Source organism: Paenibacillus sp. FSL H7-0350 (genome assembly GCF_038593195.1).
In the GTDB taxonomy this organism is placed as follows: domain Bacteria; phylum Bacillota; class Bacilli; order Paenibacillales; family Paenibacillaceae; genus Paenibacillus_AQ.
In genome coordinates, this window is sequence record NZ_CP151972.1 from 1,183,715 (window position 1) to 1,200,325 (window position 16,611).

Here is a 16,611-nt window from a genome sequence, read left to right on the forward strand (position 1 = left end):
CTTTCCCTTAATCCTGAAACTATGAATTAATACTTAATCATATAAAGTGTAATCTCGTCACGGTTGTGGAACAGCTGCTTCGCGCGCTGAATCTGCATCCGCTGGCCTTCAAACAGTGTGATAATCTCATTGATCATCGCCATTGGCTTCTTGTGCATCAGCTTCACCGTAACAATTGCGCTGCCGCCTGGTGTCAGGCTGTGCAGCAGCTCTGTGACCAGCTTGGCCATCAGCTTGGGACTCCAGCTCATATCGCAGACCAGCAGATCAAATTCGTTATCACGGAATTTAACCTCTCCGGCATTTTTGCGCAGAATCTTGAGTGCCGGATGCTTACGTAAGGATTCGTGCATCAGCGCCGGATCAACAGCGGTAACCTTGAGGCCGCGCTCCAGCAGGAACGAGGTCCAGCCGCCCGGAGAAGCGCCGATATCGACCGCATTCTTGAAGCTGTAGAACGGAATGGCGAATTCCTTCTCCGCCTCCATCAGCTTGAATTTGGCCCGCGAGATCTGCCCGTCCTCCTTGCGGAAGCGGATCATGCCGCCATTCCAGCTGGACAGGTTCGCCTCCGGCCGGGATACACCGGCATACAGCGCGTCACCGTCCGCATAGACGGAGATCACCCAAGCAGGCTCCTGTACGGTGAACTCGGCGTCCAGGCTGTCAAGCCTGCTCTGAAGCCACTCGCGCAGCTCGCCAGGACTCTGCTCCCAGAAGGAGGACGAGCCTTTGCGGACATGCAGCGATACCTTCTCGCCTTGCAGCTCCGAACGCCGGCCTAAGTATACGGCCAGCCGTTCCAGAGCCGGCAGATCGCCGGTGTCCTGGAAATCAACAGGCTGGATGTGGCGCAGGAAGATCGGCAGGTTCTGTGCCAGCCGCTGCGATACCTCCTCCGGCTCCGCCTCAAGCGTAGCCAGGAAGATTTCCCCCGGCAGCAGCAAGGTGCTTTTCACCGCTCCGAACAGTCGTCTAAGCTCCTCCTGTGCATAGGGGGCAAAGCCATGGTTCGCCGTGCAGATATATTTTGAAATAATCTTGTCTTGGGGAGCAGTATCCTGCTCCGGCATGTCTTCTGTGAAATCGTTCAAATCGATGTGCCTCCAGAACTTATTTTAATCCAGGGACGTCCATTATCCCATTCAACCGTCACCGGAATGTCAAAGGTAGCCATCAGCATCTCCTGAGACAGCACCTCTTCCTTGGGACCGGCTCCTGCCAGCTTCCCGTCACGGATCAGCGCCACATGAGTGAAGAGCGGAACAATCTCCTCCACATGATGGGTGACATACACCACTCCAACATTATGCTGCCGCAGCTTGTCGATCTCGGCGAGCATTTTCTCCCGTTCATATAAATCAAGACCGGCGCAAGGCTCGTCCATAATAAGCAGCTTAGGCTCTGCGATCAGGCAGCGGGCCAGCATAGCCTTCTTGCGCTCCCCCTGGGATAACAAGCCGAACGGATGATAAGCCAGTTCGCCGAGGTTCATCTCCTCCAGCAGCTTAAGCGACCGGTCCTTCACACTTTGCGGAATCTCCTGGTAGAAGCGCAAATACGCATAGGCGCCCGTAGCGACAACCTCCCAGACAGGGTCAGTAAGCGAGAGCTTTTCCATCAGGGACGGGCCGATATAACCAATCTCCTTACGTACCTCGCGCAGATCACATTGACCATATTTGTATCCCAGCACTTCAACTGAGCCTTTGCTGGGGAACAGGTAACCGGTCATCATTTCCAGCAGGGTGGTTTTGCCGGAGCCGTTACGACCGAGAACGACCCAGTTCTCTCCCTGCTTCATGGTAAGCGATACATCGTCAAGAATCAGGCTCTCCTCCCTGCGCAGGGACAGATGTTGTAATGATATCATTATAATGTCACTCTCCTTATGTATGCCAGCACCCGTTCAACCGAGTGTATGGAATAGATGATGTCCGGTTCAGCGCTGCGGTCAGCAGATACGGCCAGCAGAGCGGGCACACTTGAGATTTGATAGGTATTCACCAGCTCAGGGAGCATATTAATATTCCCCTCCGCAATCAAAAGACCAGGCGGAAGCAAATGCTCCGCCACCTCAATCATCCGCCGGGCTGCCTTGCAGGTTCCGCACAGCGGGGTATGCAGAAACAGAACAAGCGGCTCGCCCTGCGTGGCCAGCAGCTCCAGCAGCTCCGGCTGATTCATTTCCTTCATCCTCCACCATCCCCCGCCTCAAACCAGGACCTCACAGCAGCAATTTCCGCTCTGTGCGTGCCATCCGGTCCCTTTTCTGTTTCCATAACGACCACTTTATCAGCCAGGCCCTCCATCTTCAAAAGCCGGCTAAGCGCCGCTCCCCCGATATATCCGCTGCCGATTCCGGCATGTCTGTCCCGCCGGGAGCCGAAGGGGAACCGTGAGTCATTCAAATGCACAGCCGCCAGATCCGCCCAGTACCCCAGCCGCTCACCGCGTGCGATAAGCTCCTCCGTCTGCACCGGATTCCAGATCCCCGCAGCGAAAGCATGACAGGTATCAAAGCAAAAGCCGATCTTCTCCGGGTAGCGGCACAGTTCACGGACCTTGACCAGCTCTTCGGGCGTCATACCCTCATGACCATGATTCCCTGCCATATTCTCAAGCAGCAGCTTGGTATGTCCCGTCCAGTCTGCCAGCACCTCATTCATACATTGTATTATATTTTGATAACCCTGCAATGGCTCCATCCCGGCAAAGTGTCCGAAATGCACCACAATGCCCACCGATCCGCACGCCTCGGCAATCTCCAGATCGTTGCGCAGGGAGGCAATCATCACCCCTCTGCCGCCCGGACCAGCGGCCAGATTCGTCGGATACGGGGTATGGGCAATGGAAGCCATCCCCTGCTCCCGGCAGTATGCTGCGCAGCTTCTTGCATCGCGGTAGTCTACCGGCTTCGGCTTCAGACTGCGCGGATTCTTCGGAAAATACTGAAAACATGTAGCACCGCTCTCCCTAGCGGACCGGGCAGCCTGCCCGTACCCGCCGCGTATGCTGACATGCGCCCCTATGAAGGGTCTATGCGTCATGCTGGCAATCCGGGCAATAGAATACCTTGCGTCCGGACAGCTCTATCTTCACTATGGTTCCCCCGCCGCGCAGGCAAGGCTCGCCTTCACGGTCATACACTTTACAGGCATCATTATAAGAACCGGTCACGGTGTCGCCGGTCATGAACGGCATTTCCATATACCCGCCGATTTCAGTGGCTTCGGTTAATACCTTACGCACGCTGTCGTACAGCCGGGTCACCGCTTCCGGTGACAGATTCTGAACAAGCGTAGACGGAAGCAGACGGGCTTCATAAGCAATCTCGTCGGCATAGCAGTTGCCAATTCCAGCCATTACATGCTGGTTAACCAGCAGACTCTTCAGCGCGCCGCGCCGTCCCTTGAGCAGTCCGGCGAAACGATCGGCCGTCATCCGGCGGTCCAGCAGCTCGGGTCCAAGCTTCCCCATTGCCGCTTCGCCTTCCTTGACAGACAACAGATGGAGATACCCCAGCCGCAGACCCATGAAGTAGAGGATATGATCACCGAACGCAAGCTCAACCTGTGTAGTACGGTCAGGACGTTCTTCTTCTGTACCATAGAACAGTAGCCCGCCCAGCATCAGATGCAGCAGCAGTCTGCGTCCGTCATGCAGGTGGAAAAGAATATGCTTGGCGCGGCGTTCGACGAATACAATTCGAGCCCCGACCAAACCTTTCACGAATTCTTCAGTCTCCATATTAATGGTTTTTTCTCTATTTACGGTTACCCCTGTAATGGGTACGTTTATTAGATGTTGGCTAAGCAGCTTTCTGTAATTCTCCATTTCCGGCAATTCCGGCATATTGTCATCTTCCCTTCTTGGATGGTCAAAAGGTCACCTTTGTCATTATACACCGAGCAGTACCATAAGTTCAGCTAAATCAGCACAAATTTCATCAGGCTTAACTCCGGTTAGCTGCTGGTAATGCTCCAGATTATCCCGGGTTGTAAGTCCCGTAAGCACCAGCACAGTCCGGCAGCCCGCATTAGCACCAGCCAAGATATCCGTTCTCATATTATCGCCCACCATCACCGCATCCTCCGGCTTGATGCCGAGCAGAGATGTCGCATACGTTACCAGATGCGGCTCGGGCTTGCCGATGACCACGGGCGCCACACCGCTGGCTGCTTCAATAGCTGCACCTATCGTACCGGCACCAGGCATCACTCCGTCATCAGAGGGAAGCATCAGGTCGGGGTTGGTCAGGACGAATCTCGCCCCTTCCCGAATCCAGCGCGAGGCGCGGGCCAGTGCTTCATATGTAAAAGAACGGTCGATCCCCTGCACGACAACCTGGGGATGCTCGGTGACCAGGGTTAACCCTGCCTCTGTGCAGGCTTCCACCAGCCCCTCTTCTCCAAGTATCGCCACGGAAGCCCCCGGAGATTCTCCGGCAATGTAACGGGCGGCAGCCAGCGATGATGTGCAGACCTCCTCAGGCCTTGCTTCAATGCCCATTCCGCGTAAATGTGCAGCTACACTGGCAGGTGTTCTTGAAGAGTTGTTCGTCACATACAGGAACGGAATCTCCGCCGCACGAAGTGCCGCGATCAGCCGCTGGGCCCCGGGGATCATTCTGCCGCCATGATACAAGGTGCCATCCAGATCAATTAACAAGCCTCCGATATTGTTCATAACTCCTCCTGTAGACTCGAACTAAGTGATTCATCCTATTTATTATTAATCCTATGAATTATATTTCAGAGCAGCAGCGGCTTCTGCGGGAAGCGTGCTGCAAGTGGATTTATTACCCGCCTGTAGCGATTTTTAGCCGCTTTGTTTCGGCATTTTCTCTACTGCTTCGTACGCTTAATCCTCAGCTTTTACTTTAAATTTAACGTTCTTCGTCGAACGCTAGCGAACTCCTGCAGCCCCCCGCTATTTTTGGCACAGGCCTGTCATTTCCTGCGCTTTCCCGGAAAATAATTCAGTCAATAGCGTCATTTCCCGGGGTTCTCCGATAGACCGGAAAGGTGCAGAATTCCTCTGCCAGCAGTGTATTCGGGAAGATCTCCTGCGCTTCCTTCAGCAGTGGAGCGAGCTCCTCCTGCGAAGTGTAACGCGAGCTGAAGTGAGTCAGCAGCAGCTCAGCCCCGCCTGCATCCCTTGCCAGTTCCGCAGCCTGCTGTGCCGTGCTGTGATGATATTGATGAGCCATTTCCGCTAGGGTCTGGGCAAAGGTAGCCTCATGGATAATCAGATCGGCATCCTGCGCCAGCGGCAGTGAACCCGGGCAAGGCCGGGTATCTCCCAGAATCACTACGATCCGTCCGCGCTTGGGCGCATGAATCACCTCGGCCGCCCGGATCAGCACGCCATCATCGGTAGTGATATCCTCGCCTTTTTTTAACCGGCCATACAGCGGTCCCGGCTTCAGTCCATAGCTCTTGAGAAGTTCTGTATTCAGGTTACCCGGACTGTCCTTCTCCGTGACCCGGTAACCATAGCTGTCAATCCGGTGCTCCAGCAGTCCCGCTTCTACCTTGAAGGTCTCATCCTCAAAAATCAGCCCGCCGCTGTGCTCCACAATCTCCAGCTTATAAGGAATGCGGGACTGGCTGACAGACAGCGATATGTCCAGATATGCCTTGAGCCCGGGAGGTCCGTACACCGTAAGCGGTGAAGTCCCGCCCTGGTAGCCCCTGCTGGAGATAAGTCCGGGCAGGCCAAACAGATGATCACCGTGCAGGTGGGTGATAAACAGCTTCTCCAGCTTACCCAGCCGTAGCGGCGAGCGCAGAACCTGATGCTGTGTCCCTTCCCCGCAGTCGAACATCCAGAAGGTACGCCGTTCTTCAAGCAGCCGGAGCGCAACCGAGGTCACATTGCGCTGCAGCGTCGGCACACCGGCATTCGTTCCCAAAAAATAGATTTCCATCATGCCCCTCCTCTCTCGCTTCTAAGGTCTTGATTACTTTTTGTGATCTTGCCCGTTCTTATGACAAGAATTCTACTCTGTTTTGGCTGCAAAAGCATCTTTTACAGCACCTCGAAGGTAATTCTTATACTCCAACAAAAAACCTCCCGGTAACGGGAGGTTCCGAAAAGTCAGGGCATGGCCCCTTCTGGCCGGTGAGCATGCGGAAGGCTTAGAGCTTCTCCACATTGAAGTATTGCGCTTCCGGATGGGCAAAGACCATCGCCGAGACCGAAGCCTCCGGCTCCATCATGAAGCCCTCGGTAAGCTGCACGCCGATATCCTCGGGCTTCAGGAGCTTGAATAACGGCCCCTGATCCTCCAGATCCGGGCAGGCCGGGTAGCCGAAGGATACCCGGATACCCTGGTAACGTGCGCCGTGTCTTTGCTTCATGGTCATATCTGCCGGGTCCGGGAACCCCCAGGTGTCGCGCATCATATGGTGGACACGTTCAGCCAGACCTTCTGCGACCTCAAGGGCGACAGCCTGCAGAGCATGGGAACGGAGATAATCTCCCTTATCTTTAAGTACAGTCGATAATTCACGGACGCCATGGCCCGCAGTAACCACCAGGAAGCCTACATAGTCCATGACTCCGCTCTCCACTGGCTTCAGGAAGTCAGCAAGACAGAGATACGGCTCCACATTCTGGCGCGGGAAGGTGAAGGTATGCAGCACTTTAGCCTGATCCTGCGGATCATAGATCAGAATGTCATTGCCGCGTGACTGGGCCGGGAAGAACTGGTACATCGCATGCGGCACGATCGTGCCTTCGATCATCGCTTGATGCAGAATATCGTCCACGGTCTCTTTCAATTCTACGGTACGCGGATCTCGCGCTGCCAGTTGCGCCTCTACAGAACCGCGCAGACCGAGATGATGGCCGAGCAGCATCTGCATATTCACATAAGGAATCACATGTCCCAGCGGATAATTACGCAGGACATGACGCTCCATATCCGGCGGGATGAACACTGGGGCATCACCCGAAATTTTGGAGCGGACTGCGCGCGTAAGCTCGGGAAGGGGCGCTTGCGGAGCGACAGCTACAGCAGCCTCAGCCTCCTGGCGGACCTCCTCCTCAATCTTCACCCGCTCCAGCGGGTTCATCAGCCGGTTGGCGATATCCAGACCGTCCATGGCATCCTTGGCATATAAGACGAGTCCGTCATACTCCGGACGGATTCGGGTCTTGGTGAATTTGCGGGTCAGTGCTGCACCGCCCACCATAATCGGCACATCAATCCCGGCGGACCGCAGATCCTGCGCAGTCAGCACCATCTGCTGCGCCGACTTCACCAGCAGTCCCGACAAGCCGATGGCGTCGGCCTTTTCCTTGCGGAAGGCCTCAATAATATTCTCTGGCGGAACCTTGATCCCCAGATTGACGATCTCATAACCGTTGTTGGAGAGAATAATCTCGACCAGGTTTTTGCCGATATCATGCACATCACCCTTGACGGTCGCAAGCATGATTCTCCCCTTAACCGAGGTCTCATCCTTCTGCATGAACTGCTCCAGATGGTTCACTGAGGCCTTCATAACCTCCGCACTCTGCAGCACCTCGGCCACGATTAATTCATTGTTATTGAACAGCCGTCCGACCTCAGACATCCCTGCCATCAGCGGTCCATTAATGATCTCCAGCGGAGCGGAGGTCTTCAGCGCTTCATCCAGATCCGGGATCAGCCCCTCCTTGGTGCCTTCTACCACATAGGAAGCTAGGCGCTCCTCCAGGGAGAGATTGGAGATCTTCTCCTTCTTCTCCACCTTTTTGCCGCGAAAAGCTGCTACGAACGCAGACAAGGTGTCATCATTCGTATTATAGATCAGCTCTTCAGCGAGCTTGCGCTCCTCTTCAGGGATCGATGCGTACCGCTCCACCTTCTCGGTGTTCACAATGGCATAATCCAGACCGGCCTTGGTGCACTCGTACAGGAATACCGAGTTCAACACCTCACGGCCGGATTCAGGCAGACCGAAGGAGACATTGCTGATGCCAAGAATTGTATGAACAGCAGGCATAGCCTCCTTGATCAGACGGATGCCGTCAATCGTCTCCTTCGCGGAGCCGATATACTGCTCATCCCCGGTACCTACAGGGAACACCAGGGTATCGAAGATCAGATCCTCGGGAGCCAGACCGTATTTGTTGACCAGCAGATCATAGGAACGTCTGGCAACCTCGAGCTTGTCCTTTGCCAGGATAGCCTGACCAGTCTCGTCGATAGTTCCTACAACAATCGCTGCTCCGTATTTATGAATAAGAGGTGTGACATGCTCGAACTTCTCTTCACCATCTTCAAGGTTAATGGAGTTAATGATCGCTTTGCCCTGACAATACTGCAAGGCCAGATCAATGACCTTCGGGTCCGTCGTATCGATCATTAACGGCACCTTGACCTTCTTCACCACCAGCTCCAGGAACCGCATGATGTCTTCCGTCTCATCCCGGTCCGGGTCCTGGACACAGACATCAATGACCTGTGCACCGCTCTTTACCTGGGCCCGGGCAATCTCCGAAGCTTCCTCGTATTTCCCCTCGACGATTAGACGCTTGAACTTCCGGGAACCGAGGACATTGGTCCGTTCACCGACCATATACGGACGGTTCTCACTCTCCACATACACAGGCTCAATCCCCGACAAGGCCGGAGGATGCTGGCCGTCAAGCTTACGCGGCGGGTAAGCCGCCATGACTTCAGCCATCGCACGGATATGATCCGGAGTGGTTCCGCAGCAGCCACCGGCAATGTTCAGCCAGCCCTTCTCCGCGAAGCCGCCCAGCTTACGGGCCAGGGAATCCGGGGATTCATGATAATTCCCGTTCTCATCCGGCAGACCCGCATTCGGGTAACAGCTGACAGCTGCTGAAGAGATCGCTGACAGCGAACGGATATGATCCCGCATGAATTCCGGTCCGGTAGCACAGTTCAGTCCGATGGACACCGGCTTCAGATGCTCCAGTGAAATATAGAAGGCTTCGATATTCTGTCCGGCCAGCGTAGTTCCCATAGGTTCAATGGTTCCCGAGATCATCACCGGCAGCGTAATTCCGCTCTTCTCGAAGGCGTTACGGATACCAATGCTTCCAGCCTTCACGTTCAGGGTGTCCTGGGATGTCTCCAGGAGCAGTGCATCCACCTTACCGTCGATCAGTGCAACCGCCTGTTCTTCATAGCTGTCTACAAGCTCCTTGAACGTGACTCCCCCGGTGACAGAGAGCGTTTTCGTGGTTGGTCCCATAGCTCCTACAACATAACGCGGGCGCTGCGGTGTATCATATTTATCTGCGGCATTACGTGCAAGTCTGGCGGCCGCAAGGTTAATCTCCCGGGCACGGTCCTGAATATCATATTCAGCAAGCACCACTGAGGTGGCACCGAAGGTATTTGTCTCGATCAGATCCGCACCGGCCTCCAGGTATTTCTCATGAATGTCCTGAATAACCTCCGGACGGGTCAGCACCAGCATTTCATTACAGCCATCCAGGTCATCCCCGCCGAAATCCTCGCCGGTGAGCGGCACCTGTTGAATCATGGTACCCATAGCTCCATCCAGTATCAATATGCGCTGCTGCAAGCTCTCAGCAAGTGTGTATTTGGCCACTTTCCATCCCCCCAGTGAAACATTAGAGTAATTTTAGCAGAATAAAGGGATTTCGGAAAGCCTTCCTTTCCACCCTGCATTATTTGTATTTCCATTAATTTCATTTCTATTTCGGCGCTACCATAAGTTTCTTGCTTGGCATGGAATGCTGCGTCCGGGCAGTCACATGTGAAGTGACACTGAATTCGCCCGCCTCTTCAAAAGTATGTTCCCCGAGATAAGCCCCTTCTCCGGCACTTTCACCCTTGATTTCAACCTTCTTGGTCTTATCCGCGGCCTCATTGACCTCAAACATAACTTCTCTAGCATCATCTACCGGTTCACCGTCCTGTGTCACGACAGCCTTGAAGCTAACTGCCGTACCTGCGGTTACTTCCTCCGGGTTCCAGCTCAGCTCCACCTTAATCGGTGACATGGAGGAGTTGGCCGCAGCATGCATCTGCATCTGCATCTCGTCTTCCTTATTCCCCGAGCATCCTGCTAGCGTCATCCCCATCACAATGCACATCAGTCCCCTGCGTATCCTTGGCTTCATCATCTGAAGTCCTCCCGGTTCATAGGTAGATTCTTCTTCATCCATGAAACATATCATTTTTATATTACAATGAAAGTCAGATCGCTACTCTCCTTATTATACACATTTTATTCAATTTGCCTTAAAGAAGCTGCATGATTCACTCGTGAATATGAGAATAGTCATATCTTTGATTCAAGTGTTTGTATTGGGATTGCCGTGACTCCAAAGAATGTTTGGCCCTCCGGCCGCTGTTGTTCCCAGATTTCTTGAATTAAACCGCTGCTAGCAGTTGAAATCGGGTAACAGCTGATGCTTACGACGCGAGCTTTCCTTCGGAAAGCTTTCAGGCGGACGCTAACGCTCCTTCAGTTCCAAATTTCTCCTCCGCCACTTTTCCCTATACAGTATTATTTCAAGTTCAAACAATATAGCAGATAGAAAAAAGCCAATATCCACATAAATAAGATACTGGCTTCATGGAATTCAATTTACAGGGAGTCTACCAGCGGCAGAAGCTCTGAGAGATGGCTGATCTGATAATCCGGCGTAATCTCCGGGTCCGAAGCTTTCCTATTCCGGTTGATCCAGACTGTGGTCAGTCCGGCGGATAAGCCGCCTAGAATATCTGTCGTAAGCTTATCACCCACCATTATACCTTGCTCTGGAGCAATATCCAGCAGTCCGAGCGCATGCTCGAAGATTCCCTTGTCCGGCTTGCCTTTGCCGAAGCTTCCCGAAATCACAATATGGTCAAAATACGGGGTAAGCTCCGGTACACCATCCAGCTTCTCCTGCTGAAGTGCCGGGCAGCCGTTCGTCAGCAGCAGCAGCTTCACCTTGCCGTGCAGCTCGTCCAGCACCTGAAGCGTCTCTTCATAGATATAGGGACGGCTGCGGCGCTCAGCGGCGAACTTATCGGCCAGTTGTGCAGCCAGCGCTTCATCCTCTACTCCGAGTGAGGCGAGGCCGCGGCGCCAGGATTCCTTACGGTAGACGGGGGCAAGCTGCTCCAGTTGACGGAACTCCGGCTGTTCACCGGCAGTGAAGTTCGCCCATAGCGCTTCAAACGGGTTAATACCGATCAGCTTGGTGAACGGATATGTCTCATAGGATTCATAGAGGGCACGGGCTTCTCTGCGTACAGCAGCTTCCAGCTCCTGTGGATCAACGGAATCTCCAGCAGCCTCACAAGCATAGCGGAAGGCTTCTTCCACGCTGCGGTCATCCCACAGCAGGGTATCGTCAAGGTCAAATAGTACGGCGGTAATCGGCATTTCTTCTCCCACTCCCTATATGCTGGTCTGTCTTCCTATTCGTGCACTAGTTCAATATTGTTGTTCTTCGCGAACTGTTCCAGACGTTCCCCCATCGCAGCGGTGTCATAACGGTTAATCAGCTTGGAGAAAATCCACTGCTTGCGCTTACCCTTATACTTAATGGTTACTACACTGCGTGATAAAGTGATCTTCTCAATATCCGCCGCAGCGAGGAAGCGTTCGCGGTTGTATTTAATAGTAGAGATACGCGCACGCTCAACCTTAAGGAACGGACGGCGGAAGAACAGCAGCGCAGCAAGCAGGAAGTACAGCACCACACCCAGCCAGTTGGCCAGAATCCCGCTTCCTTTGGCCTCGTCAATTGAGCCTACCACCCAGAACATGATGCCAAGCAGCATCAGTACAACGGGGAATACAATATTCCGGCCTTTGAAAATATCAATGCTTTTCGCGGCAGTCTTAGTGCTGGAAGTGTAAATGGAATCCTTCCCCTGCTTCTTTCTTTGCTGGTTAATTTGCTTGGTATTGCGTTGAACCATTCTTTCCCAAGAACGGGCCATGTAAGTTCCCCCTAGTCATCCTGTATTATCTATGAAAAGGCAACAGGCTAATGCTTAAGTCCGTTATTGCCCTCTTCATGCTCCGGATTGTCCACAATTTCGATAGTATCAAGCTGGGCCCGAAAGTTAGTGCGGATATTCCCCAGGTAAATCTCGCGGAGCTTGGCACGTTCAGCCAGTTCCTCTTCATTCAGGCCGCCGTTCTTAGCTTTGCGTGCCAATTCATTGATGCGTGCGACCAATTCGTCAATATTCAATACGTTTCCCTCCCTCTAAATTCATTTTAACTTTGCCATGAGAAAAAGAGCTTGTCAAGGTCTACCCCCTGAAAGCTCTCCGAGTCGATCATTAGTCTGACACAATCCTTCAGTATAAAGGTAAAGTCAGAATATCTCCGGCCTTAATGACACTGTTCTCCAAATGATTCGTCTTCATTATTCCTTCTATATATACGGCTGTCCTCATGTCCTCAGGCTTGTTACTTAACGCAATGCTCCATAAGGTATCACCGCGTTCGACTACGATCCGCTTATCCGGCTTCAGTGAAGAGACCGAACCGGCAAAAACATTCCCCACCACAGTGAATCCCGAAATAACAAGCATCAGCACCAAAACCATCTTCATCAGGCTGACCTGACGGAATAGTGATGATAGCGCAGTGAGACTATGAAGAATCGCATCCTTGACCTTGGTTACATTACTATGAGCAGTTGGATTACCGGGAGCGGACACCTTGATATCCTCATTATTGTAGATGCTGTTGTATGTACTATACTTTAACATGATCATCATCCTCCAAACACATGTTCTTGCTTTCGAAAATAATATAACACGAACATGTGTTTCGATCAATAGTTTTTTCGGAACGTCTGTTCTCTTTATTTGCGTTCTCTTTTTTTCCTCATTTTAGAACTTATGTTTGTACGAACGGAAGTTCTATGTTATAATTTTCCCAAACATAGTATATGGGGTTGATACCGATGTCAAAGATTTCTAGTCGTCAGCTGGCGATCCTGGAATTTATACGTAATGAAGTCCGCAGCAAGGGTTATCCTCCGTCCGTCCGCGAGATTGGCGAGGCTGTCGGCCTGGCCTCCAGCTCTACCGTGCATGGTCACTTGGACCGGCTTGAGAAGAAGGGCCTGATCCGCCGTGACCCTACGAAGCCGCGTGCGATTGAATTGCTCGGCCAGGAAGATTCAGAGAATGTGCATCAATTCGTCCAGACCGTTACCCGCATCCCGGTAGTGGGTAAGGTTACAGCTGGTGTTCCTATTACAGCTACAGAGAATATTGAGGATTACTTCCCGTTACCTGCTCATTATGTAGGCGATAACAAGGTATTTATGCTATCTGTCCTTGGTGACAGTATGGTGGATGCCGGAATTATGAACGGGGATTATGTCATCGTACGCCAGCAGCAGACTGCCGACAATGGCGATATTGTTGTAGCGATGACCGAAGAAGATGAAGCAACTGTCAAGACCTTCTACAAGGAACGGGATCATATCAGGCTGCAGCCGGAGAATCCGGCATACGAGCCTCTCCGCCTTAACCGGGTTACGATTTTGGGACGGGTCATCGGATTATTCCGCGATATCCACTAATCTACTCCCCGCTTAAGAACAGGCTGCTCCGCACCATGCGAAGCAGCCTGTTTTCTGTTCATTTCACTTATTAAAGTGGCCAAAAAGCCGAATGCAAACATTTGTTCGCACTAAGCTTTTTGGCCACTTTTTCTGAGAACCGCTGCATAGCTCCGCACATATCCTGTTACAAAGGAGTGCTGATCTGTATGCCCAATTACCGAATTATCGTCGATCTGTCACAGCGCATGCTGTACCTGCTGGATAATGACGTCGTCACCAGAGGCTTCCCTGTCGGCATCGGCAAAATGTTAACCGTCTCGCCTGTAGGCGAATACACCATCATTAACAAGCAGCCCAATCCGGGTGGCCCGTTCGGAGCCTTCTGGATGGGTCTATCCAAGCCGCATTATGGCATCCATGGAACCAATAACCCTGCTTCCATCGGCCACATGGTCTCCCATGGCTGTATCCGCATGTATAACGCAGATGTTCTCACCCTGGCTGCCCTCGTTCCCATAGGTACCCGTGTCACCATCAGGGAATAGGAACTCACAAAAACCCTTGAGACGCCAGATTGCGCCCCAAGGGTTCCAGTGATTCAAATGAATTAGAGCGGATACAGACTACAGCACACTTCTCAACAGACGGATAGCCACCGTATTCAAACGGATAGCCTCGCGGATCGATTCTCTGGCTGCCAGCAGCTCTCTTCTGGCCCGCGAACCTCTAGGCACTCTGCGCAGATTCTCATTGATTTCTTCCAGTCTCTCCAGCAGGACAGCCCGCTGTGTCAGCAGGACATTAATGGCTCTGCGAATCCGGTTACGTTCTCTTTGGCTCATCTTTACACCTCTTTTACACTTGGATAGTATAAGAGATGCCAAGAATGACTCCAAAGCTTGTGTGATTCGGCAGTAATGTAAGAGCAGCAAGCAGCGGACAGGTAATCTGCTTACTTTTTGTTCAACCGTACCCGGAATTCAAATTCATCGCGTCTATAAGTCATTCCGGCCAGCACTATGTACTCCGGTGTCCATTTCTGTACAGGTCCGGCATAATCAGCAATCACATGCGGTTTGCCATCAACCAGCTGAACGACGTAGACCTGTACCTGTGCCAGTGCGGCAGCGAATAGATCAGCATCACTGGACAGTACTTTATAAGCCGTATTCAACTTCGTTCCTCCTTGTTCCACAACCATGATAAAAGATTCCGACAACCATCTATTTAATTATACCGGGTCATGGAACAATATGTAAACCATATTTACAGCTTGATAAAAAGGATTTTAAACAATCCAATATACTTCTTAGTAGCCCCGCCATCCCTGGTAAAAAAATTGGTATTTTTAAGGTCTGGTACGCTAAATACTGAGAACAAAATGTAGTTATCCCGCTCGGTCAAAGACTCAATTACAGGCTGAGCCACCAGCTTGCTAATTCCGTCGCCTATTACCTGATCTAGCGTATTCTCAAGATTCTTCACAGAATATTCACTGAAGGCTTCCTTCCCCGGATTCGTAACAGCCATCACAATCAGAACAAGAATAAGGACCAGTAATGATTTACCGCCCGATCTCCTACGGACTCTGCGTGCAGGACTTGGGATATCATAACGCGAATTCATTCTTTTCCCCCTCAACTACAGAATATACAGTATCTCTTGCAACAAGAACCCCAGCGGATTCACAAACATCCGGTACACGAACAGCATCCCGCCTGCAATCCCACTGCCCCCGACATCAACGCTACTCCAATCCCATACCGGCAGAGGCGGCGCATCCAGCCCATATTGCTCCATAAGCCTCTCTTGGGTCTCCGCTGGCACAGCCGCTCCTTCCGCTCCAGCCACCACCGGACCTATCAACGCCAGGACAAGCAATAGCGAAAGCATAATCTTATATGTATTCTTCATCATCCACTCCCATGTCTGCCACTAGAATTCTCTTCTGGTTAAGTATATAGGAGATGGAATAGTATGTAAAATGAATTGGATTGATCTGGAATTGTAATTCCTTTATATTATGATGTAAAGGCTTTGTTTAGTCTTCATTTTCAGTCTCTCCCCCACACTTTAATATTGGGAGAGTTTTTTATTTAGGAGGTAAATGTATGAATGGAAATAAAGTTATCATCATTCTTCTGTCCATATCCATCCTCGGTATACTCCTTTACTTCGGATTAGCTTATGGATTGCTATGGTATGCCTTCCGGTCCTCGGTTTCCATTGAAGAATAATCTAAGAACTACACCATCTAACCAATATTATCATGTTAAGATTACTTATAATCAAAAAGCACCTCCAAAATATATATTTCATGAGATAAACTTATAGAATCGTGATATTATTTGGAGGTGTACTAATGCTAAATGTAGATTATACAAACTATTATTGGCAAGATGATGAAATTAGATTGCGTTCAATAGAGGCTGAGGATTGGGAAAATATATATTTATCTGCATTCGATACCCCTGCCCGTCGTTTTCTGGAATGTACTATTGAATTGCCGCCCACAAGCTCGGTTGCGAAGAAATTCGTTGAAGAGAATGTTGAATTTACATCCACTAATGGCCGAATCATGTTTACTATTGAAAATATGAACAGTGACACGGTAGGTGGTATTAATTTAAACAGTATTGACGAGAGGAATGGTACGTTCAGCATAGGTATTGTAATTGATCATCCCTATCGAGGGAAGGGTTACGGTACCAGGGCAGTGCACATGCTCTTAAAATATGCATTTTTCGAGCGCAGACTTAATAAATTTAATGATTATGTTCTGGAGGGAAATGAAGCATCGGCTGCTATGCTTAGAAAAGTAGGATGCGTTCAAGAAGGAGTCCGACGTCAAATCTTCTATATCAATGGTAAATATCATGATTCTATGTTGTTTGGTTTAACAAAGAATGAATATAGGGATCTTCATCATAAGGATCATCACAATAAATAATCATGCATTAACCTAATCAGAGACGTTCAGTTCAATAAACCAACAGCAGTCCGGGATTTATTTCTCGGTAAAAGAAAGCTGTTGGTTTTTATATTAGAGTTTATTGAGGTGAGCATTGTGAAGAAATATAACAGATC

At 51.1% G+C, this 16,611-nt stretch carries 21 protein-coding genes; 4 read left to right on the forward strand and 17 right to left on the reverse strand.

Annotated elements, in window-relative coordinates; translation table 11 throughout:
• Window positions 1-26 precede the first annotated feature (26 nt).
• From NYE24_RS05480 to NYE24_RS05540, 13 genes are all read right to left on the reverse strand, one after another.
• The gene (locus NYE24_RS05480; RefSeq protein WP_342479204.1) at window positions 27-1,073 is read right to left on the reverse strand and encodes an SAM-dependent methyltransferase; all 1,047 of its coding nucleotides are present in this window, start codon (window positions 1,071-1,073) and stop codon (window positions 27-29) included.
• A 17-nt stretch (window positions 1,074-1,090) separates the two neighbouring features.
• On the reverse strand, window positions 1,091-1,873 hold the full coding sequence (locus tag NYE24_RS05485) for an ATP-binding cassette domain-containing protein (RefSeq protein WP_342478258.1): 783 nt from the start codon (window positions 1,871-1,873) through the stop codon (window positions 1,091-1,093).
• Window positions 1,873-2,196, reverse strand: coding sequence for a thioredoxin family protein (locus tag NYE24_RS05490; protein WP_342478259.1), 324 nt, complete (start codon window positions 2,194-2,196; stop codon window positions 1,873-1,875). Before NYE24_RS05490 ends, NYE24_RS05485 begins: the two co-directional genes overlap by 1 nt.
• Window positions 2,193-3,050: a deoxyribonuclease IV gene (locus tag NYE24_RS05495; protein ID WP_342478260.1), complete on the reverse strand. Its 858-nt coding sequence runs from the start codon at window positions 3,048-3,050 to the stop codon at window positions 2,193-2,195. Before NYE24_RS05495 ends, NYE24_RS05490 begins: the two co-directional genes overlap by 4 nt.
• Window positions 3,040-3,855: a DNA-formamidopyrimidine glycosylase family protein gene (locus NYE24_RS05500; RefSeq protein ID WP_036695459.1), complete on the reverse strand. Its 816-nt coding sequence runs from the start codon at window positions 3,853-3,855 to the stop codon at window positions 3,040-3,042. Before NYE24_RS05500 ends, NYE24_RS05495 begins: the two co-directional genes overlap by 11 nt.
• 45 nt (window positions 3,856-3,900) lie before the next feature.
• Window positions 3,901-4,689 carry a TIGR01457 family HAD-type hydrolase gene (locus NYE24_RS05505; RefSeq protein WP_342478261.1) on the reverse strand — a complete coding sequence of 263 codons (789 nt, stop codon included), beginning with the start codon at window positions 4,687-4,689 and terminating at the stop codon, window positions 3,901-3,903.
• Window positions 4,690-4,981: 292 nt separating this feature from the next.
• Window positions 4,982-5,932, reverse strand: a complete 951-nt coding sequence (gene rnz / locus NYE24_RS05510; protein ID WP_036695461.1) for a ribonuclease Z — start codon at window positions 5,930-5,932, stop codon at window positions 4,982-4,984.
• Between the two features lie 211 nt (window positions 5,933-6,143).
• Window positions 6,144-9,581: a methionine synthase gene (gene metH, locus NYE24_RS05515; protein ID WP_076158198.1), complete on the reverse strand. Its 3,438-nt coding sequence runs from the start codon at window positions 9,579-9,581 to the stop codon at window positions 6,144-6,146.
• Between the two features lie 106 nt (window positions 9,582-9,687).
• Entirely contained in the window at window positions 9,688-10,161 is a 474-nt protein-coding gene (locus tag NYE24_RS05520; RefSeq protein WP_342478262.1) for a FixH family protein, read from the reverse strand.
• 425 nt (window positions 10,162-10,586) lie between these two features.
• Window positions 10,587-11,372 carry an HAD-IA family hydrolase gene (locus NYE24_RS05525; RefSeq protein WP_342478263.1) on the reverse strand — a complete coding sequence of 262 codons (786 nt, stop codon included), beginning with the start codon at window positions 11,370-11,372 and terminating at the stop codon, window positions 10,587-10,589.
• A 35-nt stretch (window positions 11,373-11,407) separates the two neighbouring features.
• Complete coding sequence (locus NYE24_RS05530; RefSeq protein WP_036695464.1) at window positions 11,408-11,935, reverse strand: hypothetical protein; 528 nt, start codon at window positions 11,933-11,935, stop codon at window positions 11,408-11,410.
• A 47-nt stretch (window positions 11,936-11,982) separates the two neighbouring features.
• Window positions 11,983-12,192: a DUF896 domain-containing protein gene (locus tag NYE24_RS05535; RefSeq protein ID WP_036695465.1), complete on the reverse strand. Its 210-nt coding sequence runs from the start codon at window positions 12,190-12,192 to the stop codon at window positions 11,983-11,985.
• 109 nt (window positions 12,193-12,301) lie between these two features.
• Window positions 12,302-12,718, reverse strand: a complete 417-nt coding sequence (locus NYE24_RS05540; RefSeq protein WP_051493562.1) for a LysM peptidoglycan-binding domain-containing protein — start codon at window positions 12,716-12,718, stop codon at window positions 12,302-12,304.
• Between the two features lie 197 nt (window positions 12,719-12,915).
• Here NYE24_RS05540 and lexA point away from each other — a divergent pair, with 197 nt between their 5' ends.
• Window positions 12,916-13,542, forward strand: a complete 627-nt coding sequence (gene lexA / locus NYE24_RS05545; RefSeq protein ID WP_036695466.1) for a transcriptional repressor LexA — start codon at window positions 12,916-12,918, stop codon at window positions 13,540-13,542.
• Window positions 13,543-13,730: 188 nt separating this feature from the next.
• Entirely contained in the window at window positions 13,731-14,069 is a 339-nt protein-coding gene (locus tag NYE24_RS05550) for a L,D-transpeptidase (protein ID WP_036695467.1), read from the forward strand.
• A gap of 78 nt (window positions 14,070-14,147) precedes the next feature.
• Here NYE24_RS05550 and NYE24_RS05555 read toward each other — a convergent pair whose 3' ends face one another.
• From NYE24_RS05555 to NYE24_RS05570, 4 genes are all read right to left on the reverse strand, one after another.
• The gene (locus NYE24_RS05555) at window positions 14,148-14,366 is read right to left on the reverse strand and encodes a hypothetical protein (RefSeq protein WP_036695468.1); all 219 of its coding nucleotides are present in this window, start codon (window positions 14,364-14,366) and stop codon (window positions 14,148-14,150) included.
• Between the two features lie 110 nt (window positions 14,367-14,476).
• Window positions 14,477-14,698 carry a hypothetical protein gene (locus NYE24_RS05560; RefSeq protein ID WP_036695469.1) on the reverse strand — a complete coding sequence of 74 codons (222 nt, stop codon included), beginning with the start codon at window positions 14,696-14,698 and terminating at the stop codon, window positions 14,477-14,479.
• A 92-nt stretch (window positions 14,699-14,790) separates the two neighbouring features.
• Complete coding sequence (locus NYE24_RS05565; protein ID WP_342478264.1) at window positions 14,791-15,150, reverse strand: hypothetical protein; 360 nt, start codon at window positions 15,148-15,150, stop codon at window positions 14,791-14,793.
• 15 nt (window positions 15,151-15,165) lie between these two features.
• Entirely contained in the window at window positions 15,166-15,441 is a 276-nt protein-coding gene (locus NYE24_RS05570) for a hypothetical protein (protein ID WP_342478265.1), read from the reverse strand.
• A gap of 194 nt (window positions 15,442-15,635) precedes the next feature.
• Between NYE24_RS05570 and NYE24_RS05575 the strand changes: the two genes are divergently transcribed.
• The gene (locus tag NYE24_RS05575) at window positions 15,636-15,761 is read left to right on the forward strand and encodes a hypothetical protein (protein ID WP_342478266.1); all 126 of its coding nucleotides are present in this window, start codon (window positions 15,636-15,638) and stop codon (window positions 15,759-15,761) included.
• A 125-nt stretch (window positions 15,762-15,886) separates the two neighbouring features.
• Window positions 15,887-16,474 (forward strand): GNAT family protein, encoded by a 588-nt coding sequence (locus tag NYE24_RS05580; protein WP_342478267.1) that lies wholly within the window; start codon window positions 15,887-15,889, stop codon window positions 16,472-16,474.
• Window positions 16,475-16,611: the final 137 nt, after the last annotated feature.